The organism is Jannaschia maritima, from assembly GCF_030973515.1.
Lineage (GTDB): Bacteria > Pseudomonadota > Alphaproteobacteria > Rhodobacterales > Rhodobacteraceae > Jannaschia > Jannaschia maritima.
Genome location: NZ_JARGZA010000001.1, coordinates 40,464 through 65,742, shown reverse-complemented (window position 1 = coordinate 65,742; position 25,279 = coordinate 40,464). Strand labels below are relative to the sequence as shown.

Annotated in this window: 22 protein-coding genes and 1 tRNA gene; 15 read left to right on the top strand and 8 right to left on the bottom strand. The window is 68.3% G+C overall.

From position 1 onward, the window contains the following. Positions 1 to 81 precede the first annotated feature (81 nt). The 8 genes from xsc (at position 82) to P0084_RS00270 (ending at position 13,178) form a co-directional block, all read left to right on the top strand. Entirely contained in the window at positions 82 to 1,860 is a 1,779-nt protein-coding gene (gene xsc / locus P0084_RS00305) for a sulfoacetaldehyde acetyltransferase (protein ID WP_308914803.1), read from the top strand. A 136-nt stretch (positions 1,861 to 1,996) separates the two neighbouring features. Beyond that, positions 1,997 to 3,001 (top strand): phosphate acyltransferase, encoded by a 1,005-nt coding sequence (locus tag P0084_RS00300; RefSeq protein ID WP_374213569.1) that lies wholly within the window; start codon positions 1,997 to 1,999, stop codon positions 2,999 to 3,001. Further along, entirely contained in the window at positions 2,998 to 5,820 is a 2,823-nt protein-coding gene (locus P0084_RS00295) for a molybdopterin oxidoreductase family protein (RefSeq protein WP_308914802.1), read from the top strand. Before P0084_RS00300 ends, P0084_RS00295 begins: the two co-directional genes overlap by 4 nt. A 262-nt stretch (positions 5,821 to 6,082) precedes the next feature. Further along, positions 6,083 to 6,844, top strand: a complete 762-nt coding sequence (locus P0084_RS00290) for a 4Fe-4S dicluster domain-containing protein (RefSeq protein WP_308914801.1) — start codon at positions 6,083 to 6,085, stop codon at positions 6,842 to 6,844. Between the two features lies 1 nt (position 6,845). Next, entirely contained in the window at positions 6,846 to 7,736 is an 891-nt protein-coding gene (locus tag P0084_RS00285) for a dimethyl sulfoxide reductase anchor subunit family protein (protein ID WP_308914800.1), read from the top strand. Between the two features lie 65 nt (positions 7,737 to 7,801). Next, a complete protein-coding gene (locus tag P0084_RS00280) occupies positions 7,802 to 8,359 on the top strand; it encodes a helix-turn-helix domain-containing protein (RefSeq protein ID WP_308914799.1) in 558 nt (185 codons plus the stop codon). Then, the gene (locus tag P0084_RS00275; RefSeq protein WP_308914798.1) at positions 8,356 to 10,752 is read left to right on the top strand and encodes a GcvT family protein; all 2,397 of its coding nucleotides are present in this window, start codon (positions 8,356 to 8,358) and stop codon (positions 10,750 to 10,752) included. Before P0084_RS00280 ends, P0084_RS00275 begins: the two co-directional genes overlap by 4 nt. After that, entirely contained in the window at positions 10,749 to 13,178 is a 2,430-nt protein-coding gene (locus P0084_RS00270; protein WP_308914797.1) for a GcvT family protein, read from the top strand. Before P0084_RS00275 ends, P0084_RS00270 begins: the two co-directional genes overlap by 4 nt. Before the next feature lie 37 nt (positions 13,179 to 13,215). Here P0084_RS00270 and P0084_RS00265 read toward each other — a convergent pair whose 3' ends face one another. The 3 genes from P0084_RS00265 to P0084_RS00255 all read right to left on the bottom strand — a co-directional run bounded on the left by P0084_RS00265 (position 13,216) and on the right by P0084_RS00255 (position 16,657). Beyond that, complete coding sequence (locus P0084_RS00265) at positions 13,216 to 14,682, bottom strand: carboxypeptidase M32 (RefSeq protein ID WP_308914796.1); 1,467 nt, start codon at positions 14,680 to 14,682, stop codon at positions 13,216 to 13,218. Positions 14,683 to 14,686: 4 nt separating this feature from the next. Further along, the gene (gene ctaA, locus P0084_RS00260; protein ID WP_308914795.1) at positions 14,687 to 15,817 is read right to left on the bottom strand and encodes a heme A synthase; all 1,131 of its coding nucleotides are present in this window, start codon (positions 15,815 to 15,817) and stop codon (positions 14,687 to 14,689) included. Between the two features lie 78 nt (positions 15,818 to 15,895). Then, positions 15,896 to 16,657: an RNA methyltransferase gene (locus tag P0084_RS00255; protein WP_308915050.1), complete on the bottom strand. Its 762-nt coding sequence runs from the start codon at positions 16,655 to 16,657 to the stop codon at positions 15,896 to 15,898. Positions 16,658 to 16,718: 61 nt separating this feature from the next. Here P0084_RS00255 and P0084_RS00250 point away from each other — a divergent pair, with 61 nt between their 5' ends. After that, positions 16,719 to 17,327, top strand: a complete 609-nt coding sequence (locus tag P0084_RS00250; RefSeq protein WP_308914794.1) for a thiamine phosphate synthase — start codon at positions 16,719 to 16,721, stop codon at positions 17,325 to 17,327. Here P0084_RS00250 and olsA read toward each other — a convergent pair. The 3 genes from olsA to P0084_RS00235 form a co-directional block, all read right to left on the bottom strand. Further along, positions 17,324 to 18,142 (bottom strand): lyso-ornithine lipid O-acyltransferase, encoded by an 819-nt coding sequence (gene olsA / locus P0084_RS00245; RefSeq protein WP_459554086.1) that lies wholly within the window; start codon positions 18,140 to 18,142, stop codon positions 17,324 to 17,326. The two genes, P0084_RS00250 and olsA, sit on opposite strands and share 4 nt — an antisense overlap. Further along, a complete protein-coding gene (locus tag P0084_RS00240; RefSeq protein ID WP_308914792.1) occupies positions 18,139 to 18,828 on the bottom strand; it encodes a GNAT family N-acetyltransferase in 690 nt (229 codons plus the stop codon). Before P0084_RS00240 ends, olsA begins: the two co-directional genes overlap by 4 nt. A 135-nt stretch (positions 18,829 to 18,963) precedes the next feature. Next, entirely contained in the window at positions 18,964 to 19,152 is a 189-nt protein-coding gene (locus P0084_RS00235; protein WP_308914791.1) for a DUF3553 domain-containing protein, read from the bottom strand. 15 nt (positions 19,153 to 19,167) lie between these two features. Between P0084_RS00235 and P0084_RS00230 the strand changes: the two genes are divergently transcribed. Beyond that, positions 19,168 to 19,797 carry a histidine phosphotransferase family protein gene (locus tag P0084_RS00230; protein WP_308914790.1) on the top strand — a complete coding sequence of 210 codons (630 nt, stop codon included), beginning with the start codon at positions 19,168 to 19,170 and terminating at the stop codon, positions 19,795 to 19,797. 61 nt (positions 19,798 to 19,858) lie between these two features. On the opposite strand, the gene P0084_RS00225 is transcribed toward P0084_RS00230, so the two are convergent. After that, positions 19,859 to 19,944: transfer RNA gene (locus tag P0084_RS00225), tRNA-Leu, on the bottom strand. A 73-nt stretch (positions 19,945 to 20,017) separates the two neighbouring features. On the opposite strand from P0084_RS00225, the gene P0084_RS00220 reads away from it, so the two are divergent. Further along, complete coding sequence (locus P0084_RS00220; RefSeq protein ID WP_308914789.1) at positions 20,018 to 20,989, top strand: nuclear transport factor 2 family protein; 972 nt, start codon at positions 20,018 to 20,020, stop codon at positions 20,987 to 20,989. Between the two features lie 63 nt (positions 20,990 to 21,052). Here P0084_RS00220 and P0084_RS00215 read toward each other — a convergent pair whose 3' ends face one another. Beyond that, a complete protein-coding gene (locus tag P0084_RS00215; protein ID WP_308914788.1) occupies positions 21,053 to 21,481 on the bottom strand; it encodes a DUF6314 family protein in 429 nt (142 codons plus the stop codon). A gap of 65 nt (positions 21,482 to 21,546) precedes the next feature. On the opposite strand from P0084_RS00215, the gene purB reads away from it, so the two are divergent. The 4 genes from purB (at position 21,547) to P0084_RS00195 (ending at position 25,214) form a co-directional block, all read left to right on the top strand. Then, positions 21,547 to 22,854, top strand: coding sequence for an adenylosuccinate lyase (gene purB / locus P0084_RS00210; protein ID WP_308914787.1), 1,308 nt, complete (start codon positions 21,547 to 21,549; stop codon positions 22,852 to 22,854). 81 nt (positions 22,855 to 22,935) lie between these two features. Continuing rightward, positions 22,936 to 23,103: a hypothetical protein gene (locus P0084_RS00205; protein ID WP_308914786.1), complete on the top strand. Its 168-nt coding sequence runs from the start codon at positions 22,936 to 22,938 to the stop codon at positions 23,101 to 23,103. A gap of 106 nt (positions 23,104 to 23,209) precedes the next feature. Then, complete coding sequence (gene argC, locus P0084_RS00200; RefSeq protein ID WP_308914785.1) at positions 23,210 to 24,121, top strand: N-acetyl-gamma-glutamyl-phosphate reductase; 912 nt, start codon at positions 23,210 to 23,212, stop codon at positions 24,119 to 24,121. Between the two features lie 64 nt (positions 24,122 to 24,185). Beyond that, a complete protein-coding gene (locus tag P0084_RS00195; RefSeq protein WP_308914784.1) occupies positions 24,186 to 25,214 on the top strand; it encodes a FliG C-terminal domain-containing protein in 1,029 nt (342 codons plus the stop codon). The last annotated feature ends 65 nt before the right edge of the window (positions 25,215 to 25,279 follow it).

The following is a 25,279-nucleotide window of genomic DNA, read 5'->3' as shown; positions in this document are numbered from 1 at the left end:
ACGCGCCATTCTTGAGACTGCCAGTCTCGATAATCACGCCGGACAATGCGCCCGGACAGCCGCGCCACAGGGGACCACGCCATGAAGATGACCACCGAGGAAGCGTTCGTCAAAGTCCTGCAGCGCCACGGCATCCGCCACGCCTTCGGGATCATCGGATCGGCCATGATGCCGATCTCCGACATCTTCCCCGCGGCCGGCATCACCTTCTGGGACGCCGCGCACGAAGGGTCGGCGGGCTTCATGGCCGACGGCTACACCCGCGCCACGGGCGAGATGTCGATGATGATCGCCCAGAACGGGCCCGGCATCACCAACTTCGTCACCGCCGTGAAGACCGCCTACTGGAACCACACGCCCCTGCTGCTGGTGACGCCCCAGGCCGCCAACAAGACCATCGGCCAGGGCGGCTTCCAGGAGGTCGAGCAGATGAAGCTGTTCGAGGACATGGTCGCCTACCAGGAGGAGGTGCGCGACCCGTCCCGCGTGGCGGAGGTCCTCACGCGCGTCATCTCGAAGGCCAAGCGCCTGTCCGGACCGGCGCAGATCAATGTGCCGCGCGACTTCTGGACCCAGGTCGTGGACGTCGAGATCCCCGACCCCATCGACTTCGAGGTGTCGCCCGGGGGCGAGACGTCGATCGGCCGCGCGGCTGAGATCCTGTCTGACGCGAAGTTCCCCGTCATCCTGAACGGCGTCGGCGTCGTCCTGTCGGACGGCGGCATCGACGCGTCGAAGGCCTTGGCCGAACGGCTCGATGCGCCGGTCTGCGTGGGCTATCAGCACAACGACGCCTTCCCCGGGTCCCACCCCCTATTCGCCGGTCCGCTGGGCTATAACGGCTCGAAGGCCGCGATGGAGCTGATCGCGAAGGCCGACGTCGTGCTGGCCCTGGGCACGCGGCTCAACCCGTTCTCCACCCTGCCCGGCTACGGCATCGACTATTGGCCCCGGGACGCGAAGGTCGTCCAGGTCGACATCAACCCCGACCGCATCGGCCTGACCAAGAAGGTTTCCGTCGGCATCGTGGGCGACGCGGCCAAGGTCGCGAACGGCATCGCCGCGAAGCTGTCCGACACCGCCGGCGACGCGGGCCGCGACGAGCGCCGCGCCCTGATCGCCGACACCAAGTCGCGCTGGGCGCAGGAACTGTCCAGCCTGGACCACGAGGAGGACGACCCCGGCACCACCTGGAACGAACGGGCCCGCAACGCCAAGCCCGACTGGATGTCGCCCCGCAAGGCCTGGCGCGCCATCCAGCAGGCCCTGCCCCGCGACGCCATCATCAGCTCCGACATCGGCAACAACTGCGCCATCGGCAACGCCTATCCCGACTTCGACGCCGGCCGGAAGTACCTGGCCCCGGGCCTGTTCGGTCCCTGCGGCTACGGTCTGCCCAGCATCGTGGGCGCCAAGATCGGCCGGCCCGACACCCCCGTCGTGGGCTTTGCGGGCGACGGCGCGTTCGGCATCGCGGTGAACGAGCTGACCGCCATCGGCCGCTCCGAATGGCCCGCCATCACGCAGATCGTGTTCCGCAACTTCCAGTGGGGCGCGGAGAAGCGGAACTCGACGCTGTGGTTCGACGACAACTTCGTGGGCACCGAGCTCGACGACGACGTGAACTACGCCAAGATCGCGGAAGCCTGCGGCCTCAAGGGCGTGCGCGTGATGACCCAGGGCGAGCTGACGGACGCGCTGAACACCGCCATCCGCGAGCAGATGGAGGACGGCGTCACCACCCTGATCGAGGTCCTCTTGAACCAGGAACTGGGCGAGCCCTTCCGCCGCGACGCGATGAAGAAGCCCGTCAAGGTCGCCGGCATCAGCAAGGACGACATGAAGATCGCCGCGGAGTGATCTGCGGCGGAACGATGATTCGACGTGGAACCGTCGTCCTCGGGCTCGACCCGAGGACCTCCCGCAGCGGGCGCATCGCGGGCGGCGACGCGCCCATGCGGAGGGGTCCCCGGGTCGAGCCCGGGGATGACGCCGCATGCTGGCGATGCCCAACGCCATGACCGCACTCGCCGCCCTCCACGACCGCGCCCGGCAGGCCCGTCATCGCATCGTCCTGCCCGAAGGCCGGGACCCGCGCGTCCAGGACGCCGCCGGCCGGGCCGTCCGCGACGGGCTTGCCGAGATCACGCTGCTGGGCGATCCGGGCGCCATCGACGTGCCCGGTGCGAACGTCGTCGATCCGCGCGAACCGGCCCCCGACATCCTGATCGACGCCTACCTGACGGCCCGCGCGCGCAAGCACCCCACCCGCGACGATGCCGTCGCGGCCCTGCGCGACCCACTGACCTGCGCCGCCGCGATGGTCCGGGCGGGCCAGGCGGACGGCACCATCGGCGGCGCGGTCGCCACCACCTCCGACACCGTCCGGGCCGCGCTTCAGATGATCGGGACCGCCCCGGACGCGCCCCTCGTCAGCAGCTTCTTCCTGATGATCCTGCCCGACGCCCATCCCACCCGCCCGGCCGAGGCGATGGTGTTCTCGGATTGCGGCCTCGTCATCGACCCCGACGCGGCCCAGCTGGCAGCCATCGCGGGGCAGGCCGCCGCCTCCGCCCGCGCGCTGCTGGGGACCGATCCGAAGGTGGCGTTCCTGTCCTTCTCGACCAAGGGCAGCGCACACCATTCCCACGTGAACAAGGTGACGCAGGCCCTTGATATCGCGCGCGAAACGGCCGATTTCGAGCTGGACGGCGAGTTGCAGTTCGATGCCGCCTTCGATGGCGGGGTGGCCGCGTCGAAGGCGCCCGGCAGCCCCACGGCGGGGCGGGCGAACGTCCTCGTCTTCCCCGACCTCGACGCGGGAAACATCGGCTACAAGATCGCGCAGCGCATCGGCGGCGCGACCGCCATCGGTCCCGTCCTCCAGGGGCTGGCGAAACCCGCGAACGACCTGTCCCGCGGCTGTACGGCGCAGGACATCATCGACATGATCGCCGTGACCTCGGCCCAGATCGACGCCACAGGGGAAGCAGCGCAATGAACCAGCCCATCGTGGACCTGCACCCCAAGACCGGCGACGAGGTGCGCAAGACCACCTGCTACATGTGCGCCTGCCGCTGCGGGATCGACGTCCACATCAAGCACACGCCCGACGGCGACAAGGTCGCGTACATCGAAGGCAACCGCGACCACCCCGTGAACAGGGGCGTCCTGTGCGCCAAGGGGTCGGCGGGCATCATGCAGCACAACGCGCCGTCGCGCCTGCGTTCGCCCATGAAGCGCACCGGCCCGCGCGGCTCGGGCGAGTTCGAGCCGATCTCGTGGGACGAGGCCTACGCCATCGCGGAATCCTGGCTCCGTCCCATCCGGGAAACCGACCCGTCGAAGCTGGCCTTCTTCACCGGCCGTGACCAGTCGCAGTCCTTCACGTCGTGGTGGGCTCAGGCCTTCGGCACGCCCAACTACGCGGCCCATGGCGGCTTCTGTTCGGTCAACATGGCGGCGGGCGGCATCTACACGATGGGCGGCGCGTTCTGGGAGTTCGGGCAGCCCGATTGGGACCGCACCCGGATGTTCGTCCTGTTCGGCGTGGCGGAGGATCACGACAGCAACCCGATCAAGATGGGCATCGGCAAGGTCAAGGCGAACGGCGGGCGCATCGTCGGCGTGAACCCCGTGCGGTCCGGCTACAACGCCGTCGCCGACGACTGGTTCGGCGTCACGCCCGGCACGGACGGTTTGCTGATCCTGTCCCTCGTCCACTGCCTACTGAAGGCCGGCAAGATCGACCTGCCCTACCTGCGCGACTTCACGGACGCGCCCGTCCTGATCGACGCCCGCCCGGGCGAGACGCACGGCCTGCCCTTGAAGGACGACGACGGCCATCCGCTGGTCTGGTGCCGCAAGGAAGGCCGCCCCCGCTGCTTCGACGCGGCGGACGTCGACCCGGATCTGAACGGCGCGTGGGACCAGGACGGCGTGACCCATCGCACCGTGATGCACCACATGGCGCACAAGTACCTGGACGCGCGCTACGCGCCGGAGGCGGTGGCCGACCGCGTGGGCATCCCCGCCGCCCGCATCCGCGCCTTCGCGGCCGAGATCGCACGCGTCGCGTTCGACGAAGCCTTCCTCCTCGACGTCGAATGGACCGACTTCCGCGGGCGCACGCGCAAGACGATGCAGGGCCGCCCCGTGTCGTTCCATGCCATGCGCGGCATCAGCGCCCATGCCAACGGGTTCCAGACCTGCCGCGCGCTGCACGTCCTGCAGATCCTGCTGGGCAGCGTCGAGGCGCCGGGCGGCTTCCGCTTCAAGCCCCCCTACCCCAAGCCCGCGACCGCCCACCCCAAGCCGCATTGCAAGGTCACGCCCGGGGCGCCGCTCGACGGCCCGCATCTGGGCTTCGTCCACGGCCCGGACGACCTGTGTCTGCGCGACGACGGCAGTCCCGCCCGCATCGACAAGGCGTTCTCTTGGGACAACCCGATGTCGGCGCACGGGATGATGCACATGGTCATCTCGAACGCCCATGCGGGCGACCCGTACCGGATCGACACGCTGTTCCTATACATGGCGAACATGGCGTGGAACTCGTCCATGAACACGTCGGGCACGATGCGGATGCTGTCCGACACGAACGAGGACGGCAGCTACGTCATCCCGCACATCATCTATTCCGACGCCTATTCGTCCGAGATGGTGGCCTATGCCGACCTGATCCTGCCCGACACGACCTATCTGGAACGTCACGACTGCATCTCCATGCTCGACCGACCCATCTGCGAGGCGGAAGCCGCGGCCGACGGCATCCGCTGGCCCGTGGTCCAGCCCGACCGCGACGTGAAGGGCTTCCAGACCGCCATGATCGAACTGGGCGCGCGCCTGGGCCTGCCCGGCATGGTGAACGACGACGGCGGCCAGAAGTACGCCGACTACGCCGACTACATCCAGCGCCACGAACGCCGCCCGAACGTCGGCCCACTCATGGGCTTCCGCGGCAACGGGGACGCGACGGGCCGTGGCGCGCCCAACCCCAACCAGATCGAGGAATACAAGAAGAACGGCGGCTTCGCGCTGGCCCACATCCCGCTCGAAGCCCAGTTCTTCAAGCCCTGGAACCGCGCCTATCAGGACTGGGCCGTGGACCTCGCGCTTTACGACAAGCCGCAGCCCTACATCTTCACGCTGTGGTGCGAGCCCCTGGCGAAGTTCCGTCTGGCCGCAGAAGGGTACGGCGACCGCCAGCCGCCCGACCACCTGCGCCACCGCATCCGGACGCACTTCGACCCCCTGCCGATCTGGTGGGACCCGACCGCCGACCACGATGGCGGCGGCGCCTTCACGATCAACGCCCTGACCCAGCGCCCGATGGCGATGTACCATTCCTGGGGCACACAGAACGCCTGGCTGCGCCAGATCCACGGCCGCAACCCGATGTACCTGCCGACCGAGATCTGGACCCGCCACGGCTTCGCGGAGGACGACTGGGCGCGCATCACGTCGCCGCACGGCGAGATCACGGTCCCCGTAGCGCACATGCCCGCGCTGAACGGCAACACGATCTGGACCTGGAACGCCATCGGCAAGCGCAAGGGCGCCTGGGCGCTGCACGACGACGCGCCGGAAGCGAACAAGGGCTTCCTCCTGAACCACCTGATCCATGAGCTGATGCCGCCCAAGAAGGACGGCATGCGCTGGTCCAACTCCGACCCCATCACCGGCCAGGCCGCGTGGTTCGACCTGAAGGTCGCCATCGAGAAGGTGCCCGCCCCGGCGGACGGTCGGACCAGACCCGACACCGGCCGCCAAGCCTCCCCCGTCGGTCAGGGCCCGGAGGTCGTGGCATGGAAGGTCTGACCGTCATCCCGGGCTCGACCCGGGACCTCGCTCCATTGCGTGCTTCGTCCCTCGCCGCCGCCTCGGCGCATGCACGGGGGCGGTCCGGGGGACCGGTCCGAGGGTCGCCCTGGCGGTCCGCCGGATCACCCCCCGCACGGAGCGCCGCCGCGACGCAACCCCGGCGCAACGCGCGGTGCCGATATGCCGGCGCGTATGCACGGGGGGTGTACGGGGGGTGCACGGGGGGTGTATCCGCAATTTCGCACGGAAGTATTTTTTCATGACCGCACTTCCCGCATCCACGCAGAAGAAGTTGGGCTTGGTGATCGACCTCGACACCTGCGTCGGCTGTCACGCCTGCGTCACCGCCTGCAAGGGTTGGAACACGCAGAACTACGGCGCGCCCTTGTCGGATCGCAATGCCTATGGCGACGCGGAAGGCACGTTCCTGAACCGCATCCACGCCTATCAATCCCAGCCGGATCAAGGACTTGCGCGGACCACGCACTTCCCGAAATCCTGCCTGCACTGCGACGACGCCCCCTGCGTCACGGTCTGCCCGACCGGCGCCAGCTACAAGCGCGCCGAGGACGGCATCGTCCTGGTGAACGAAGACGCCTGCATGGGCTGCGGCCTATGCGCCTGGGCCTGCCCCTACGGGGCGCGCGAGGTCGACGAAGTCGCTGGTATCATGAAGAAATGCACGCTCTGCGTGGACCGCATCTACAACGAGAACATCCCCGAGATCGACCGCCAGCCCGCTTGCGTCCGCACCTGCCCGGCAGGCGCCCGCCACTTCGGCGACCTGGCCGACCCAGCCAGCGACATCAGCATCCTGGTCGCCGAACGCGGCGGCGTCGACCTGATGCCCGAACAGGGCACCAAGCCGGTCAACAAGTACCTGCCCCCCCGCCCCCGCGACACGATCGGCGCCGCGCAAATGTCTGACGACGAAGACATTCTCGCCCCCTTCCTCGCCCCCGTGGCGGAGGAACCGGCGGGCTTCCTCGGTTGGCTCGACCGCTCACTGGAACGGCTCTGACATGCACCCCGCCCCCAGCGTCATCCTGTTCTCCACCCTGTCCGGCGCGGGCTTCGGCCTGTTCGTGTTTCTGGGCCTGATGCCCGTCCCGCCCGTGGGTTGGGCCGCGTTCGTGTTCTTCGCCGTGGCCTACGCCCTGTCCGTCGCGGGCCTGCTATCGGCCACGTTCCACTTGAAGAACAAGAAGAACGCCTGGAAGTCCTACCGCGAATGGCGCACCTCCTGGCTTTCGCGCGAAGCCTGGGCTGCCGTGTTCGCCCTGTTGACGATGGCGGTCTATGCGATCGCGTTGATCTTCTTCGGCGTCCACCTCGCGCCCGTCGGCTGGCTGGGCGCGATCCTGTCGCTGGCGACCGTGTTCACGACCGCGATGATCTACACCCAGCTCCGCGCGGTCCCTCGCTGGAACCAGACCGCCACGCCTTTGATGTTCCTGACCTTTTCACTGGCGGGCGGCGCGATGCTGTCGGGGTTCGTGACCGTCGCCGCGGCCTTCCTGCTGGCGGCGGGCGGCGTCCTGTTGTGGCATTGGTGGAAGGGAGACCGACGCTTCGCCGAAGCCGGCACCACCATCCAGTCCGCCACTCGACTGCACGACCGCGTGACCCTGTTCGAGAAGCCGCATACGGGCGACAACTACCTGACGCGCGAGATGGTGTTCCGCGTGGCCCGCAAGCACGCCGTCAAGCTGCGCGTCATCGCCTTCGTCCTCGCGGTCGTTTTCCCCTTGATCCTGCTTCTGCTCCCGATGAGTCATGCGCTCGCGGCGGTGGCGATCCTGTCCCACCTGGCGGGCGTCCTGACGACGCGCTGGCTGTTCTTCGCGGAAGCCGAACACGTCGTCGGGCTCTATTACGGCGCCCATCTCGGAAAGCAGGCCCGGGCGGCGTGAAACCAATCCTTGCCGCGCTGCGGTGAGAATGAAATGATGACCACGATTTTCACGGAGGTGAGATCTTGGACATCGACGGCGCGGACATCCGAGCCCTCCGCAAGGTGCGTGGCCTGACCCTGGCAGAAGCGGCGACACGCCTGGGCAAATCCATCGGATGGCTCAGCCAGGTCGAGACGGGGAAGTCGCGGCTGGCGCCCGCCGACCTGCTCGACATGGCCGAAGCGCTGGATGCCCCGGTCTCGCTTCTTGCCCCGAGCGGGGTCGCGGCCGAACGGGGCACCGTTACCCGCGCGGGCCATGGGCGACCCTTGGGCGAACGCGTGCCGGGTCTGGACGAACGGTTGCTTTCGCCCGACCTGACCGACGGGTTCGAATTGATCCATTCCGTGTTCGCCCCGGGCAGCCGGCGCGACGATCCCGTCGACCGCCCCACGACCGAAGTGGTCCACATGCTGTCGGGCAGCCTGCGGATCTGGCTGGCCGAAGTGGAGCATACGCTCCGTCCGGGCGACACCGCGCGGTTGCGCGACGCCCCGTTCCGGTGGGCGAACCCCTTCCCCGAACCGGCCGTCGCGCTCTGGTTCATCACGCCCGCCATCTACACACAGGACGCCCGATGACCGAGATCGCCGATCAGGCCCGCATCGTCGTGATCGGGGGCGGGGCGGTCGGCTGTTCCGTCCTCTACCACCTGGCCCTGATGGGTGAGACGGACACGTTGCTGCTGGAACGCAACGAACTGACGGCGGGCTCCACCTGGCACGCGGCGGGCAACTGCCCGACCTTCAGCACGGCCCTGGGGCTGATGCGGCTGCAGACCTATTCCATGAAGCTCTACAGGGGCTTGGCGGACGCGGTCGACTACCCGATGAACTACAACGTCACGGGCACCATGCGCCTGGCCCATTCCGCCGACCGCATGCGCGAGTTCGAGCACGTCGCCTCCTGGGGCCGCAAGTACGACATGCCGACCTACATGATGTCGGTGCAGGACATGAAGGACCGCTATCCGTTCATGGAGACGCACGACCTCGTGGGCGGCTTCGGCGACGACCACGACGGCGACATCGACCCGGCCCAACTGACGCAGGCCCTGGCGAAGGGCGCGCGGGCGCTGGGCGCCCGGATCAAGCGGTTCCGCCCCGTCACCGGCATCGGCCGGGACGGTGGCGGCTGGATCCTCCACACCGCACGGGGCGCCGTCCGGGCCGAGATCGTCGTAAACGCCGCCGGCTACTACGCGCAGCGCGTCGCCGAATGGTTCAAGCCGCACGGCGGCCGGGACCTGCCGATGATCGTCATGCAGCACCAGTACCTGTTGACCGACGAGATACCGGCCATCGCCGACTGGACCCGCGAACACGGCCGCAAGCTGCCCATGATCCGCGACCCCGACGTCAGCTACTACCTGCGGCAGGAGAAGACCGGACTGAACCTGGGTCCTTACGAGCGCGGTTGCGAAGGGGCCTGGATGGTGCCCGATCAGCCCATGCCGGACGATTTCAGCTTCCAGCTCTACCCAGACGCGCTGGATCGCTTGGAACCCTACATCGAGGATGCGATGGCCCGCGTCCCCGTCCTGGCCGAGGCCGGGATCAGCAAGGTCATCAACGGTCCCATCCCCTATGCCCCCGACGGCCTTCCGCTGATCGGGCCCATGCCGGGTGTACGGAACGCATACGAGGCGTGCGCCTTTACCTTCGGCATCGCCCAGGCGGGGGGCGCGGGCAAGGCGCTGGCCGAATGGATCCTGGATGGCCGCCCCGAATGGGACCTGTGGTGCTGCGATCCCCGCAGGTTCACCGGCTACGCCGATCAGGACTATGCCGACGCGCGGGGCCTGCAGACCTACGGCCATGAATACGCAATGCACCACCCCTTCCACGCTTGGCCGGCCGGACGGAACAAGCGCCTCTCGCCCGCCCATGACCGGATCGTGGCGGCGGGCGGTCAGATGGGCGCGTTCGGCGGCTGGGAACGCGCGCTCTGGTATGCGCGCGCGGACGACGACACGTCCGAAACCGCAACGGAGACCTGGGATCGCCACGGCCCCTGGTGGGACGCCGTGGCCGAGGAGGTGGCTGCCGTGCGCGACGGCGTGGGCGTCATCGACCTTTGCGGGTTCACCCGCCTGAACCTGTCCGGCGACGGCGCGGCGGACTGGCTGGCGGCGAAGATCGCCGGGAAGCTGCCGAAGGTCGGCCGCATCGGGTTGGCATACATCGCGGATGCGGACGGCCGTTGCATCACGGAGATGTCGGTGCTGCGCCACGGCTCCGATTTCTTCACCCTGATCACCGCCGCCGCCGCCGAATGGCACGACGCCGAATGGCTGCGCCGGAACATCCCGGATGGGCTGTCGCTGACCGATCACACGGCGGACTATTCCACGCTGCTCGTGACTGGTCCCGAATCCCGCGACCTCCTTTCGCGCATCGGAACGCGCGCCGATCTGCACGCCCCGTGGTTGACTCACCAAGGGTGCCGCATCGGGGACGTGGCATGCGCCCTGGCCCGCGTCAGCTTCGCGGGTGAGCTCGGGTGGGAGATCCACGCAGCCAACGCCGACATCCCCGCCCTATGGGACGCCGTCACGAACGCGGGGGCCCGACCCTTCGGGATGATTGCGCTCGATTCGATGCGGATCGAGAAGGGGTGGTTGGCCTGGAAGACGGACCTATCCAACGACTACACCCTGCGCGAACTGGGTCTGGAACGGCTCATGCGCGATCCCGGACCAGCCCCCGACAGACGCCTGGTCCTGCTGCGTCACGACGGCGACTGCGACCCCCTGCCCATGTCCAACGCCCTGCACGACGGCCGCATCGTGGGCGAGGTGACTTCGGCTGGTTTCGCCCACCGTACGGGGCAGCCCCTGGCCCTGGCCATGCTGCCCGCCACGCTGACCGAGCCCGGTACGCAGATCGCCATCGACCTTTACGGCGAAGCCGTTCCCGCCACCGTCCTGGACGGCCCCGTCTGGGACGCCGACCTGACCCGGATCCGGGCATGACACCGCCCGCCCAGGCCCGGGTCGTCGTCATAGGCGGCGGCGTGGTCGGCTGTTCCGTCGCCTATCACTTGGCGAAGAAGGGCTGGGCCCCGGTGCTGCTGGAACGCAAGGCCCTGACCTGCGGCACCACGTGGCACGCCGCGGGCCTGATCGCCCAGCTTCGCGCCACCCCCGCCATGACGCGCCTGTCGAAGTATTCCGCGGAACTCTACGGCACCCTGGAGGCCGAGACGGACATCGCCACGGGTTTCCGCCGCAACGGGTCGCTGACGATCGCCGTCACCGAACACCGCCGGCAGGAGATCCTGCGTCAGGCCGGCATGGCCCGCGCCTGGGGCGTCGAGGTGCACGAGGTCGACCGCGACGCCGTTCGCGCCCTGCACCCCCATGTCCGCGTGGACGACATGACCGCGGCCGTCCACCTGCCCGGCGACGGTCAAGGCGACCCGGCCAACATCGCCTTGGCCCTGGCGAAGGGCGCCCGCGCCCACGGTGCCACGATCCTGGAACGGACGGCCGTTACCTGCATCTGGCGACAGGGGCGGCGGATCACCCATGTGGAATGGGTCCAGGACGGCGATGGGGGAGCGATCGCCTGCGACGCGGTGGTGAACTGCGCGGGCATGTGGGGCCGCGAGGTCGGCGCGATGCTGGGCACGGACGTCCCTTTGCAGGCCTGCGAGCACTTCTACGTCGTCACCGAAGCCATTCCCGATCTCGGCACCTTGCCGACGCTGCGGGTCCCCGACGAGTGCACCTACTACAAGGAGGACGCGGGCAAGATTCTGTTGGGCGCGTTCGAGCCGGTCGCCAAGCCCTGGGGTCCCATCCCCCCCGATTTCGAGTTCGACCAACTGCCCGAGGACGTCGAACACTTCGAACCCATCCTGGAGAACGCCATCGCCCGGATGCCCGTGCTGGAACGGGCGGGAATCCACACTTTCTTCAACGGACCCGAATCCTTCACCCCCGACGACGCCTATCACCTGGGTCCCTGCCCCGGCATGGACAACGTGTGGGTGGCGGCGGGCTTCAACTCCATCGGGATCCAATCCGCCGGTGGAGCGGGGCTCGCGCTGTCGGAATGGATGGACGGGGGCGAGATGCCCTTCGACCTGACGGGCGTGGACATCGCGCGGATGGAGCCGTTCCAGTCCAACCCCCGTTACCTGCGCGAACGGGCGACCGAGACGCTGGGCCTGCTCTACGCCGATCACTATCCCTATCGTCAGAAAGCCACCGCACGCGGCCTCCGGCGCACCCCGGTTCACCACGAGATGCTGTTCCACGGTGCCGTGATGGGGGAGCTTGCGGGATGGGAGCGCCCGAACTGGTTCGCCCACCCGAGCCAGGAACGGGTGTATCGCCACGACTGGCATCGGCAGAATTGGTTCGATAACCAATGCGCGGAACACGAGGCCGTCCGCGGCGCCGTCGGAATGTACGACATGTCGTCCTTCGGCAAGCTGCGGATCGAGGGGCCCGACGCGCTGGCACTGCTATCCCTCTGCTGCGGGGCGCGGATGGACGTCGCGGTCGGCCGCGTCGTCTATACCCAGATGCTCAATGCCCGCGGTGGGGTGGAGGCCGACGTCACCGTCACGCGTCTCGCCCCCGATGCGTTCCTGATGGTCACGCCCACGGCGACGCGGCTGCGTGACCAGACCCGTCTGGAGCGCCACGCTGTCGAACTTTCGGCCACCGTGACCGACGTGACGGCGGGCGAGGCGGTGCTGGCCGTGATGGGACCGAACGCCCGGGCCCTGATGGCCGACGTGGTATCGGAGGACATCGCAGCGGACGCCCTGCCCTTCGGCCGTGCCGCGACGGTGAACCTGGGTCTGGGGCGGGCACGCCTCCACCGTGTGTCCTATGTCGGTGAGTTGGGGTTCGAGGTGTACGTCTCCTGCGACATGGCCGGTCATGCGTTCGAGGTGATCGCCGATGCCGGCAAGCGGCACGACCTGTCCCTCGTTGGGTTGCACGCGATGGACTCGCTGCGGATCGAGAAGGGTTTCCGCCACATGGGCCACGACATCACCCCCGAGGACGACGTCGTTGCCGCCGGGCTTGCCTTCGCATGTCGGAAGGACGGGGGCTACGTCGGTGCAAAAGCCGTGGCCGCCAGCCGCGCGGACGGCCCTGCGCACCGGATGCTGCAGTTCCGCCTGACCGATCCGGCGCCGATGCTGTTCCATGCCGAGCCGATCCTGCGCGACGGTCGGATGGTGGGGCATCTGACGAGCGGAAACTATGGACATACGTTGGGCGGCGCGGTCGGCCTGGGCTACGTTCCCGCGAAGGGCGAGGCGATCGCGGACCTACTGGTCAGCGAGTGGGCGATCGAGGTCGCGGGGACGACCATCGCGGCCGAAGCATCGTTCGAGCCCATGTACGACCCGGCGGGCGCGAGGATGCGGGCATAGGGGTGCCGCTCCCGGGATCACGTCCGGAATGGGATACCTAGCCGTTCAAGTCCCCGAACTTCCCCGCAAGATACGTCAGCAACGGACCCGCTTCCGGCGCTTCCCCGGTCGCATGGCGAATCGTCGCCTTCGGTTCCCGCAACGCGCCGAACCGTTGCAGCCGCTCGCGCAGCCATCCCGTCGCGGCCGACGGATCGCCCCGGGCCAGCCCGTCGTCCAAACCTGGCACGTCCCTGCGCATCGCGCCCATCAGGCACCCGGCATAGACGTTGCCAAGCGAATAGGTCGGAAAGTACCCCATCAACCCCACCGACCAGTGCACGTCCTGCATGAACCCCTCCGACGGCCTCGTCACCGGCGTTCCGAAGTCCGCCGCGAAGCGGTCGTTCCAGGCACCGGGCAGGTCGGCGACCTCCAGATCGCCCCGGATCAGCGCACGCTCCAAGTCGAAGCGCATCATGACGTGGAGGTTGTATTGGAGCTCATCGGCCTCCGTGCGGATGAAGCCGCGGCGGACGGCGTTGACGGCACGATAGAAGTCTCGCGGGGTGGCGACGCCGATGTCGCCGAACGCATCCCGCATGCGCGCGAACAGCCAATCGCAGAACGGCTCGGACCGGGCCATCTGATTCTCGTAGATGCGGGACTGGCTTTCGTGAACGCCCATCGACGCCCCGCGCCCGATCGGGGTCAGCAGATGAGCATCGTCGACGTTCTGTTCGTAGCAGGCATGCCCGACCTCGTGGATCGTGGAATACAGGCAGTTGAACGGATCGCCCTCGTCCACCCGCGTGGTGATGCGGACGTCCTGGCCGCTGCCGGAACTGAACGGGTGCACCGCCAGATCGATGCGGCCCCGGTCGAAATCGTAGCCGAACCGTTCCGCGACCTGCCGCGACAGGGCCATCTGCGCATCGTGAGGAAACCGGCCCGACAGAACCGGCGCGGGGCCCGCTTCCAGGGCGGCGGCGCGGAGGTCGACAAGGACGGGGCGCAGCGCGTCGAACATCGCGGCCATCGCCGCGCCCGCCCCACCGGGTTCGTAATCCTGCATCAATGCATCGTAGGGGTCGCCACCATCCGCCAGCGCCTCACCCTCCCGGCGGCGCAAGTCGACGACATGGGACAGCACCGGCAGGAACGCGTCCACGTCCTCCTCCGCGCGGGCCCGGGCCCAACGTCCCTGCGCCGCGGAGGTGACGCGCGCGATCTCGGCGGCCAGATCCGTGGGAACCTTCGCGTTCCGCTCAAAGCTACGGCGCACATCGCGCAGATTGGCGGCGGCGACCTCATCGACGGGGTCCGCCGCGGCCAGCCATTCGCCGATGCGCGGATCGGTCCGCCGGGCATGCAGGACGGACTCGAGCGCGCCCATCTCCTCGGCCCGCATCGAGGCCGCACCGGGCGGCATCACCGTTTCCTGGTCCCACCCCGTCCGCCCCGCGACCGAGGCCAGCGCCTCCGTGGTGCGGACATGCGCCATCAAGTCGTCATAGGCCGTCACCGCGTCACCCCCGGACCGATTGAGGGATCGGATAGGACGCGCGATGCCGCGCGCGAACGGTCAGGGATAGCAGGATGACGGCGCCGAACTGATGGACGATCGCCAGATACCAGGGCGACGAATGCATGACCGTCACGATGCCCAGAAGCATCTGCAGCCACGTCATGTGCATCACGCCCGCGAAGGCCACCTCGGTCTTGCGATGGGCCGATGACCGCGCCGACCACCACGCCGCCAGGATCAGGCCGAACAGCACGTAGCCCCACAGCCGGTGGAAGAACTGCACCGTGCCGTCGTTCTCGAACAGGTTGCGCCACCAGGGCGCGATCTCCCACATGCCCGGCGGGGTCAGGCCGCCGGCCATCAGGGGCCAGTCGATGTAGTTGCGGCCAGCGTCGATCCCCGCGACCAGGGCGCCCCAGATCACCTGCAGGAAGGTGGCCGCGATGATCACCGTGCCCCAGGTCGCGAGCCGGGGTTCGCGCAACCGGTGTGCCTGGACCAACTGAGCCTGCGGACGCGACAGGTCCAGCATGAACCAGGCGATCGTTCCCAGGATCACGAAGGCCAATCCCAGATGGACCGCCAGGCGATAGGACGCGACGTCGAGCATCGTGCCGGTCAGGCCGCTCGATACCATCCACCACCCGATGACACCCTGCAATCCGCCGAGCACCCCGAGCGCGATCAGCCGCGGGGTCCAGCCCGGCGGCACCTTGCGCGTGGCCAACAGGGCGATCAGGCCTACAGCCCAGACGAGCCCAATCACCCGACCTAGTTGCCGATGGCCCCATTCCCACCAATAGATGACCTTGAACTCGGCCATCGACATGCCGCGATTCTGAAGCTGGTATTCCGGGATCTGGCGATACAGGTCGAACTCCGCCTGCCACCGCTCGTCCGACAGGGGCGGCAGGGCACCCGTCAGGGGGCGCCATTCCGTGATCGACAGGCCGCTGTCCGTCAGTCGGGTCAGCCCGCCCACCGCGATCATCACCACGACGAGGGCGAACAGGACGATGAGCCAGGCCCGCACGGCGAGGCGGTCGCCACGCTGCCCCGCCGCGATGCCACCCGTGGCGGCCGTGCGGGGGGCGTCGTCCCCGACCTCCTGGAATATCGCGCGCTTCGCCATGTCCGGCCCCCGTCGTTCCCGTGCAGGGCTCATGTAGGCGATGGACCGTCACGGCGCATCCCCCAAGGGCGTCGCAGGTCAGTTCCCGGCGCGCGGCCCCACGGGCTTGCCGTCCTTCCATCGGACCATTTGGCGCATCATCCCGTGGAACGTCTGCACGTCGGACCGGGTCAGCGGCATGCGGGACCACAGGTTGCGCAGGTTCCGCTTCATCGCGGGGGCTTTCGCTTCGGGGAAGAAGAAGCCGGCCTGGTCCAGCCGATCCTCGTAATGATCGGCCAATGCGGCCATCTCGGCCGCATTCGCCCAATCGGTGCCCGCCATGTCCATTCGGCTCGACGCGTCCTGCGCCACCCGCCGCCATTCGTACCCCATCAGGAGCACGCATTGCGCCAGGTTGAGCGATGGGAATTCGGGATTGGTCGGCACCTCCACGATCACGTTGGCGCGGGCGACGTCGTCGTTCTCCAACCCCGTGCGTTCGGGGCCGAACAGGATGGCCGTGCGTTGCCCCTGCGACCCACGGATCTGTGCGTCGCGCATGGCGTCCTCGGGCGTCATCACTGGCTTAGTCAGGTCGCGTCCCCGTGCCGTGGTCGCGTAGACGTGGGTCGCGTCCGCAACGGCATCCGCGGTGGCCGCGACGACCATCGCCCTATCCAGCAACCGCCCCGCCCCGGAGGCCAGCGCCACCGCGCGTTCGTTCGGCCACCCGTCACGCGGCGCCACGACGCGCATGTGCTCCAACCCGAAGTTCAGCATGGCGCGGGCGGCGGCCCCGATGTTCTCGCCCATCTGGGGGCGCACCAGGACGAAAGCGGGGCGGGGATCGTGCGACATGGACGGGGCGGTATCGCGGCGGCGCTTGCGGCGCAATCCGTGGGGGGCTATCGCCGCGCGCATGCCGGACGTCCCGCAAACCTACCTGATCCTTCCGCCCGAGATCGACGCCGCGTTGCCAGACCGCCTGGCGGCGCTTCTGGACGCGACACCGGTGGCTTGCCTGCGCCTGGCGCCGGCCACGACGTCGGAAGACCGCATCCGCCGGGCGGCGGATGCCTGCCGCACCGTCGCACATGCCCGCGACGTTCCCCTCGTCCTCGCGGATCACCCTGCCCTCGTGACGCAGCTCGGACTCGACGGTGTCCATCTGACCGATCCCCGCCCCCTACGAAAGCTGCGAACCGATTGGGGCACGGACCCGATCGTAGGGGCCTGGTGCGGGGCGTCGCGTCACGACGGGATGCTGGCCGGTGAGCACGGCGCCGACTACGTCGCCTTCGGTCCGATCGGCGAGAGCGCGCTGGGACACGGCACCCGGGCGGAGGACGACCTGTTCGCCTGGTGGTCCGAGATGATCGAACTGCCCGTCGTAGCCGAAGGCATGCTGGACCTGGCGGCCGTCGAACGCCTGGCGCCCGTGACCGACTTCTTCGCCTTCGGCGGCGAGGTTTGGGACGCCGACGACCCTGCGGCCGCGTTGCGCGACCTGACCGCGCCCTTGCGCTAGGGCGTGTCGAACGCCTCCCTGACCGCGGCCTCCGCCGTTCGGGCCAGGGCCTTCCGGTCCCCACCGAACGCCCCGGCGTCCAAGGCGCTTCCATAGGTAACTACGACGCGACCGTGCCGCCGGACCGCCAGCATGCGGATCAGATGGCTCCCCAGGTCCATGTCGCCCCACCATCCGTAGAACGCGCGGTCCCGCCCCCGGGGCGCGTGATAGCGAAGCGCGACCGGTTGGACGCTGATACCCTTCGGAAGGTCGCCCCCGAGGAACGCGGCGAACAGGGTGGTCTTGAACGGCAGAACCCGCAGGCCGTCCGTGCTCGTCCCTTCCGGGAAGAAGAGTAGCCGTTGCCGCAGACGCAACCGATCCCGCAGCATCGCGCCGTGCTTCGCCGCCTCGCCCCGTCTGCGGGCGATGAAGACCGTGCCCGTCGCGCGGGCCAGATGACCGATCCCTGCCCAACCCGCCACCTCCGCCTTCGCCACGAAATGGACCGGCGCGGTGGCGTTCAGGACGAGGACGTCCAGCCAGGAAACATGGTTCGCGACCTGCCCACCGGGTCGATCCATCGCATCCCCGCGAACCGTTCGCGACAGGCCGAGGATCCGCAAGGATAAGCGGCAGACCCCCACGGTGATCCAAGGGGTGACCGGACGCGCCTGCCCGTAGAGCGGACGCTCGATCAGACGAGCCAGTAGAAGCAGCCCTAGACCGAGGACGAGGATCGTGATGATCGACCCGCCCCGCCTCGCTATGCGCAGGCGGGCAGGCATGTCCAAGGTCTCCGACGGCGGAGGCGGAGGTCCGATCCATGTCATTGGGACCACGCCTTCAGGGCACGCGGCATCCGGACCGAGTCGAGCGGCAACACGACGCAGACGTCGATGGTGGCGAAGGCCGTGTCGATGAAGGCGCAATCCGCGACCATCGCGCCCGCGCGGACGTATCCCTTCACGAGGGCCGGGACGCGTCGCATGTCTGCCGGACGCCCCGCCCCGACGATCCGGCGCCCCGCCCGGGCAACGGGTCGGACCGTCCAGCCCCCTGGCAGCGCCGCCGCATCGCGCAGGGCGCGCAAGGCGGGCAGGTGGTGGTCGAAGGTCGTTCCAGGGAAGGACGCGGTCCCTACGAGCGTCCGGCACCCGAGCCCTTGCAGGCGATCGACCGCGGCCCTGAGAAGAAGCCCCGTGCCGACCCCTCCCCGTCGGGAGGGGTGGAGGCACATGCGCCCGATCTCCCCGAGGGGACGCGATCGATCGGGCAGACCGTCCAGCACGAACTCCTGCGATGTGTAGGACGAGCCGAGCGCGACCCGCAGCGTTCCAAGGATGGCCGGGTCCGACTCGTCCCGATCGATCAGGACGAGATGTTCGGCCTGTCCGTCGAACCGGTCGGCCTCCGCCCCCGCGCCGGCGCCCATCTCGTCCACGAAGACGGCGCGCCGCAGGGCGGCCGCTGCGTGCAGTTCGTCGTCACGGGCGGAACGGACCTGGAGGCGGGCCATGGCGGTCGGGTAGCGCCGCCGGCGCCCCCTTGCAAGATTTCGCGCGCTTCCACCAACAGGCAACTTGGGGTTGTGCCTGAGGCGGGTGTTCTTCAGGTATTCGTCCGTGGACCGGTCCGGGGGGACATGGGACGGTCAGTCATAGACCCGGAGTAGCAATATGCGTGTCCCATCGATGACCTGTTTTCCCGCATGCTCGAAGTTCACCGTGACGCGATCGCCCACGTTGGACTGGACCTGGCCCAGACCCCAGTCCGGCGCGTCCGGATGGCGAACCATCATACCCGGCTCCAGCATGGCGTTCGACGTGGCTGCAATGGACATGGGGGGGCATCCGCGATGACGACCTCCGACGACGTAGCGCGACGCGACTCGGTGGACGAGCCCGATCTGGTCGCATTGACGGGGTCCCGCTTGTGCCACGACCTCGCCTCGCCGCTGGGGGCGATCGGCAACGGGCTGGAGCTTCTGGAACTGTCGGGCGGCACGGGCACCGAGGAGTTGGCCCTGATCCGCGGCTCGCTCGACGCCGCGCTGGCGCGGCTGCGGTTCTTCCGCCTGGCATTCGGTGCCGGCGATGGAACGCAGATGATCCCCGCCCGCGACGTCATCGACATCGTGCGCGCCATGTACCGCGACACGCGGACCAAGGTGCATTGGCGCGATCAGGACGAACGGCCCCGAGCCGAAATGCGTTTGGCGCTGCTCGGGTTGAACTGCATCGAGGTGGCGATCCCTTGGGGCGCTGTGGTCGAGGTGACCCGCAACGATGCCTGCTGGGTCCTGCATGTCACCGCCGAACGCCTGCGCGTGGACGAACCGCTCTGGCAGTCGCTGGGTCGCGGCGACGTGCCGCCCGACCTGGCCGGGTCGGAGGTGCAGTTCGGTCTGTTGCAGCGTCAATCCCGCCGGCAGAAGCGTCCCGTCACCGTGACCGCCGACGAACGGCATCTGAGCCTCGTGATCTAACGCGTCGCCATCCGGCGGAGCGGGACGCTCCGTCAGGCGGCGGTCGGGTTCGGGAACGGAGTGGTACGGGCGGCGGGACTCGAACCCGCACGGCACGAGGCCAAGGGATTTTAAGTCCCATGCGTCTACCAATTCCGCCACGCCCGCACATCTCCCGCCATATGGGGGAACGCGACGATATGGAACCGTGGCCATCCCCGCGCCCGAGGGACGATACCGAATGACCGATTTTCGTGCTCGAACCGTCGCCGGACTGAACGACCTGCTGACCTGCGGCGATCGCGACTTGACCACCCACGCCGCCGCGATCCTGTCGGATGCGGTGGACTGGCACGGGATGGCGCCGGTGGAGGACTTGCACGGCCGCGACGCGGTGCTCGACGGCATGTTCCGGCCCCTGCGCCGTGCCCTCGCCGCACCGCGTTTCCGGGATGAGATCGTGATCGGAGGGGACAACCGGCGCGAGATAGGGGGTCGTTGGGTGGCGACCGTCACGCACGTCGTCGGAACGCATGTCGGATCGCTCTGGGGCGTGGCGCCGTCGGACCGATTGGCCTTCCTGCGGATGGGTGCCTTCTATCGCATCAACGGCGACGGTCGGATCGACCGAGCCCACGTGATCGCGGACCTCCCGGATCTCATGCGTCAGGCTGGTCGCGACCCCTACGGCGTGACGCTGGGAACGGAGGTGACGTTTCCGGGTCCGGCGACCCATGACGGCGTCTGTCCCGACCAGGCGAGCGGCGCCGGATCGCTCGATCTGGTCGAACGGATGCTCGGGGACCTCCACGTCTATGATCCCGAGACGTTCGGAAGCGCAGGGCAGACGGGCGAGGACGGGACCTGGGCCGATGACATGCTGTGGTACGGGCCCGCCGGTATCGGATCGAACTATCGATGGGATGGGTTCGTCAAGGACCACCGGGCGCCGTTCGTCACCGCCTTCCCCGATCGGAAGGGCGGTGACCACTATTGCCGAATCGGCGATGGGTCGTATGCCGCCGTGTCCGGCTGGCCGTCGATGACGATGACACACCGGGGTGACTATCTCGGCGTCGCGGCCACCGGCCTCCCTCTGACGCTGCGGGTCATGGACTTCTACCGCTGCGCCGATGGGCGGATCGCGGAGAACTGGGTGATGCTCGACTACGTCGATCTGTTCCGGCAGATGGGTCGCGACATCCTGCGCTGAGGATGGGCAGCAGCGATGCCGACGCTTCGGTGCGTCGATCCCGTGTCCCCCGCCCGGCCGGCCTCAGAACCGTCGATAGGTCGTCGTCGCGGCATAGGCCTTCGCCGGTCCGTCGACCCGCCACCGGCAGGTCCATGTCGGCCATTCCCTGAAGTCATAGGCGATTTGGTAGGTATCGGGCATGCAATTGTGCGTAGCCGACGGCATCGGTTCCGGCGCGATCAGGTGGAAGGGGCGCCCGTTCTCGAAGGTGACCTGCACCATGTCGCCCAAGGTCCGCCACCATGTAACGCGGTGCGCCTTGACCTTCACCCGTCCGGTCGTCAGCAGCCCCACCTCGCGCGCCTGGAGGGCGCCGTCGGACCAGGCCCATCGGCAGATGCCGTCGAACGAGGCGATCGCGCCGTCGTCGTGGCGGATGCGGCGCACGACCTGCCACGCGCCGACGAGGCGTCGCAGGTGCAACCGCGTCGATGTGTCCGTCCCCGTCATGTCCCATCCTTGCGGCCCATCGGTGCCGACGCTAGGCGGACCGCGGTTTGCAGGAAAGGTCAGCCATGATTCCGCGCTATTCCCGCCCCGAAATGGTTGCGATCTGGTTGCCGGAAACGAAGTTCCGCATCTGGTTCGAGATCGAGGCTCATGCCGGCGATGCCATGGCCGAGGCGGGCACCATCCCGGCTGCGAACGCGGCGGCCGTCTGGAAGGCCGCCGACGCGACCTTCGACGTCGAGCGCATCGACGCGATCGAGCGGGAGACGCGGCACGACGTCATCGCCTTCCTGACCCATTTGGCCGAGATCGCGGGGCCGGAGAACGCGCGCTTCGTCCACCAGGGCATGACGTCCTCGGACGTCCTCGACACCACGTTCAACGTCCAGCTCTGCCGCGCCGCGGATATCCTGATCGCCGACATGAAGGGCCTGCTGGACGCGCTGGAACGCCGGGCGTTCGAGACGAAGGACATGGTCCGCATAGGGCGCAGCCACGGCATCCACGCGGAACCCGTGACGATGGGCCTGACCTTCGCGCGCTTCCACGCCGAGATGGCACGCAACTTACGGCGCCTGCGGACGGCGCGCGAGGAGGTCGCGACGGGCGCGATCAGCGGCGCAGTCGGCACCTTCGCAAACGTCGACCCCGCCGTGGAGGCACATGTCTGCGCGATGATGGGCCTCGAGCCGGAACCGATCAGCACGCAGGTCGTCCCGCGCGACCGCCACGCCGCCTTCTTCGCGGCCCTGGGGGTGGTCGCCAGCAGCGTCGAGAACGTCGCGACGGAGATCCGGCACATGCAGCGTACCGAAGTGCTGGAGGCGGAGGAGGCCTTCGGCAAGGGACAGAAGGGCTCGTCCGCCATGCCACACAAGCGCAATCCCGTCCTGACGGAGAACCTTACCGGGTTGGCGCGGATGGTACGGTCGGCCGTCGTTCCTGCGATGGAGAACGTGACTCTGTGGCACGAGCGGGACATCAGCCATTCGAGCGTCGAACGAATGATCGGACCGGACGCCACGATCACGTTGGATTTCGCCCTCCACCGGCTGACCGGCGTTATAAGCGAACTCGTCGTCCATCCGGACAACATGGCAGCGAACCTGGACAAGTTGGGCGGCCTCGTCATGTCGCAGCGTGTCCTTCTCGCCCTGACGCAGGCGGGCGTCACGCGGGACGATGCGTATCGTTTGGTGCAACGCAACGCGATGAAGGTCTGGGAAAATGGCGCGGATTTTCGAAGCGAGCTTTCGAACGATCCGGAGGTGACGGCCGCCCTGAGCCCGGAGGACATCGCCTCGGCCTTCGACGTCGGTTATCACACCAAGCACGTCGATACGATCTTCGCCCGCGTGTTCGGCCATTCCTGACCCCCTGCGACGATTTCGACTTTTGCGCCGGCGCCCGGTCGCGCTAACGTTGCGTCATCATCCAACGACGGGAGCCTTTCGATGACCAAGACGAAGACGATCCTTGCCGCGCTTGTCCTGACCGCGGCCCCCTTGGCCGCAGCTGCACAGGGCTGCAACTACGACAAGTACCAGCAGGCTCAGAGCTGTGCACCCGGATCGAGCTGGAATGCCGACGAGGGCAAATGCCTGGCGGACGCCAACGCCTGACTGTGTCGCGTGCGACGAACGGAAGGCCCCGCCCGGGCGACCGGCGCGGGGCCTTTCCGTTCCGCGATCCCTGCCCTATCTGCGGGCCGGCAGGAGGGATTGGCGCATGACGAAGGTCTTCATCGACGGGGAAGCCGGGACAACCGGCCTTCGGATCCGGGACCGGCTCGCCGATCGGGGCGACATCACCCTGATCCGATTGGAGGAGGACCGCCGGAAGGACGACGGGGCTCGCGCGGAAGCTTACGGCCAGGCGGACGTGGCGATCCTGTGCCTGCCGGACGATGCCGCGATCCAGGCCGCGGCCATGGCTGGCCCGACGCGCTTGATCGACGCCTCCACGGCCCATCGCGTGAAGGAGGGTTGGGTCTATGGGATGCCGGAACTGCCCGGCGCGCGCAATGCGATACGCGATGCCGTGCGCGTGGCCAACGTCGGCTGCTATGCCACCGGATCCATCGCGATGCTGCGTCCGTTGACGGATGCCGGCATCGTTCCGGCGACCGCCCCAGTGACCTTGACGGGGGTGTCGGGATACTCCGGCGGGGGCAAGTCCCTGATCGCGGAGTTCGAAGCCGGAACGGCACCCGCCTGCTTCCTCTATGCTCTCGGGCAATCGCACAAGCACTTGGCGGAGATCGTCGAATACGGGGGATTGACGCGGACGCCCGCGTTCCAGCCGATGGTTGGCAACTTCCGGCAGGGTATGGCGGTACAGCTTCACCTTCACGCGGACATGCTGGGCGGAGGTGTTCCCGGCGCCCAGCGGCTCGAGGCCGCCTTACGCGAGTTCTATGCCGGCGATCCGTTCGTCCGCGTGGCCATGGCCCAGGACAGGGTGGACCCGCAGCGGTTGAACGGGACGAACCGCATGGAGTTGTCCGTCCACGGGAATGGATACGATCGCATAACCGTGGTCGCCGTTCTCGACAATCTGGGGAAGGGCGCATCGGGGACCGCGATCCAGAACCTGAACCTCATGATCGGCGCGGACGAGACGGAAGGTCTGATCGCGTGAACGCAATGGTTTCTTAAGGGCGACCTGCCATCCCCACGCACGACCCTTCCACCGCGCGTGATCCATGAACCAGCCCCTCTCGCATCCGGTGCTCCCCCTGACCAAGGCCGAGAAGGCGGCGGTCATCGTTCATCTCCTCGTGCAGGGCGGCGTCGATCCCGGCGTGGGTGAGCTGCCGCCGAACCTTCAGCGGACACTGGCTCGATCGATCGCGAAACTGCGTTTCGTCGACCAAGCGACGTTGATGGCCACTGCCGCCGAATTCACCGAAGTGCTCGACGCCGCTGGCCTGCGCTTCCCCGATGGGCTGGCGAAAACCCTGGGCGCCCTGGACGGCACGCTGTCCCCGTCCGTCATCCAGGATCTGACGGCCGAACTGCCGCCCGACGTCGTCCCCGATGTCGGCGCGTCGGTTTGGGAGGGCCTCCTCGCGATGCCTCCGGAGGTTCTGCAGGACATGCTGCGAACCGAGAGCCCCACGATCTGCGCCATCGTCCTGTCGAAGCTGCCGGCCGAACGGGCCGCGGGCTTGGTGGCCGACCTACCACCCGAGCGCATGGGCGACATCGCGGTTGCCTTTTCCGCCACAGATGCGATCCCACCGGCCACGGTAGCACGGGTCGGCCTCTCGTTGGGGCGGGCCGCGTCGTCCACCCCGTCGAAGGCGTTCCAGAAGACGCCCGTCGATCGCCTGGGCGCTATTTTGAACGCGTCCGGCTTCGGAGAGCGCACCGCCATGCTGCAGACGCTCGACGACCAGTCGCCCGATTTCGCCAGCGCGGTGCGTGCCGCCGTGTTCTCCTGGGAGAACATACCCGACCGGCTCGATGCCCGCGACGTTCCGCGGGTCGTGCGCGCCGTGGCCGCCGAGGACCTCCTGGCTGCCCTGTCGTCGGAGCAGGATGTCGAGGGAACGGTTGTTCATTTCCTGTTGGCGAACCTGTCCGGTCGTCTGGCGGACCAGACCCGCGCCGAGTTGGAAGATGCGGGAGAGATCGCGCCGGAGCGCGGGGAGGCGGGCAAGAAGGCCGTGGCCGTCGCCATACGTCAGATGGAGGACGACGGCGAACTCGCCTTGATCACCCCCGACTGACTCCGCGATTGGCCCGTGGACGACCCGCCCTATCTGAACCCGAAGGGACGGACGTGGGGGCGCGG

What these genes read in the sequence shown, in the direction of transcription:
- xsc (WP_308914803.1), top strand. Translation starts at nt 82, where the DNA reads ATGAAGATGACCACCGAGGAAGCGTTCGTCAAAGTCCTGCAGCGCCAC.
- P0084_RS00300 (WP_374213569.1), top strand. Translation starts at nt 1,997, where the DNA reads ATGCTGGCGATGCCCAACGCCATGACCGCACTCGCCGCCCTCCACGAC.
- P0084_RS00255 (WP_308915050.1), bottom strand. Translation starts at nt 16,657, where the DNA reads ATGTCGCACGATCCCCGCCCCGCTTTCGTCCTGGTGCGCCCCCAGATG.
- P0084_RS00220 (WP_308914789.1), top strand. Translation starts at nt 20,018, where the DNA reads ATGACCGATTTTCGTGCTCGAACCGTCGCCGGACTGAACGACCTGCTG.
- P0084_RS00270 (WP_308914797.1), top strand. Translation starts at nt 10,749, where the DNA reads ATGACACCGCCCGCCCAGGCCCGGGTCGTCGTCATAGGCGGCGGCGTG.
- P0084_RS00230 (WP_308914790.1), top strand. Translation starts at nt 19,168, where the DNA reads ATGACGACCTCCGACGACGTAGCGCGACGCGACTCGGTGGACGAGCCC.
- ctaA (WP_308914795.1), bottom strand. Translation starts at nt 15,817, where the DNA reads ATGGCGAAGCGCGCGATATTCCAGGAGGTCGGGGACGACGCCCCCCGC.
- P0084_RS00215 (WP_308914788.1), bottom strand. Translation starts at nt 21,481, where the DNA reads ATGACGGGGACGGACACATCGACGCGGTTGCACCTGCGACGCCTCGTC.
- olsA (WP_459554086.1), bottom strand. Translation starts at nt 18,142, where the DNA reads ATGACATGGATCGGACCTCCGCCTCCGCCGTCGGAGACCTTGGACATG.
- P0084_RS00295 (WP_308914802.1), top strand. Translation starts at nt 2,998, where the DNA reads ATGAACCAGCCCATCGTGGACCTGCACCCCAAGACCGGCGACGAGGTG.
- P0084_RS00240 (WP_308914792.1), bottom strand. Translation starts at nt 18,828, where the DNA reads ATGGCCCGCCTCCAGGTCCGTTCCGCCCGTGACGACGAACTGCACGCA.
- P0084_RS00195 (WP_308914784.1), top strand. Translation starts at nt 24,186, where the DNA reads ATGAACCAGCCCCTCTCGCATCCGGTGCTCCCCCTGACCAAGGCCGAG.
- P0084_RS00235 (WP_308914791.1), bottom strand. Translation starts at nt 19,152, where the DNA reads ATGTCCATTGCAGCCACGTCGAACGCCATGCTGGAGCCGGGTATGATG.
- argC (WP_308914785.1), top strand. Translation starts at nt 23,210, where the DNA reads ATGACGAAGGTCTTCATCGACGGGGAAGCCGGGACAACCGGCCTTCGG.
- P0084_RS00275 (WP_308914798.1), top strand. Translation starts at nt 8,356, where the DNA reads ATGACCGAGATCGCCGATCAGGCCCGCATCGTCGTGATCGGGGGCGGG.
- P0084_RS00250 (WP_308914794.1), top strand. Translation starts at nt 16,719, where the DNA reads ATGCCGGACGTCCCGCAAACCTACCTGATCCTTCCGCCCGAGATCGAC.
- P0084_RS00205 (WP_308914786.1), top strand. Translation starts at nt 22,936, where the DNA reads ATGACCAAGACGAAGACGATCCTTGCCGCGCTTGTCCTGACCGCGGCC.
- P0084_RS00285 (WP_308914800.1), top strand. Translation starts at nt 6,846, where the DNA reads ATGCACCCCGCCCCCAGCGTCATCCTGTTCTCCACCCTGTCCGGCGCG.
- purB (WP_308914787.1), top strand. Translation starts at nt 21,547, where the DNA reads ATGATTCCGCGCTATTCCCGCCCCGAAATGGTTGCGATCTGGTTGCCG.
- P0084_RS00290 (WP_308914801.1), top strand. Translation starts at nt 6,083, where the DNA reads ATGACCGCACTTCCCGCATCCACGCAGAAGAAGTTGGGCTTGGTGATC.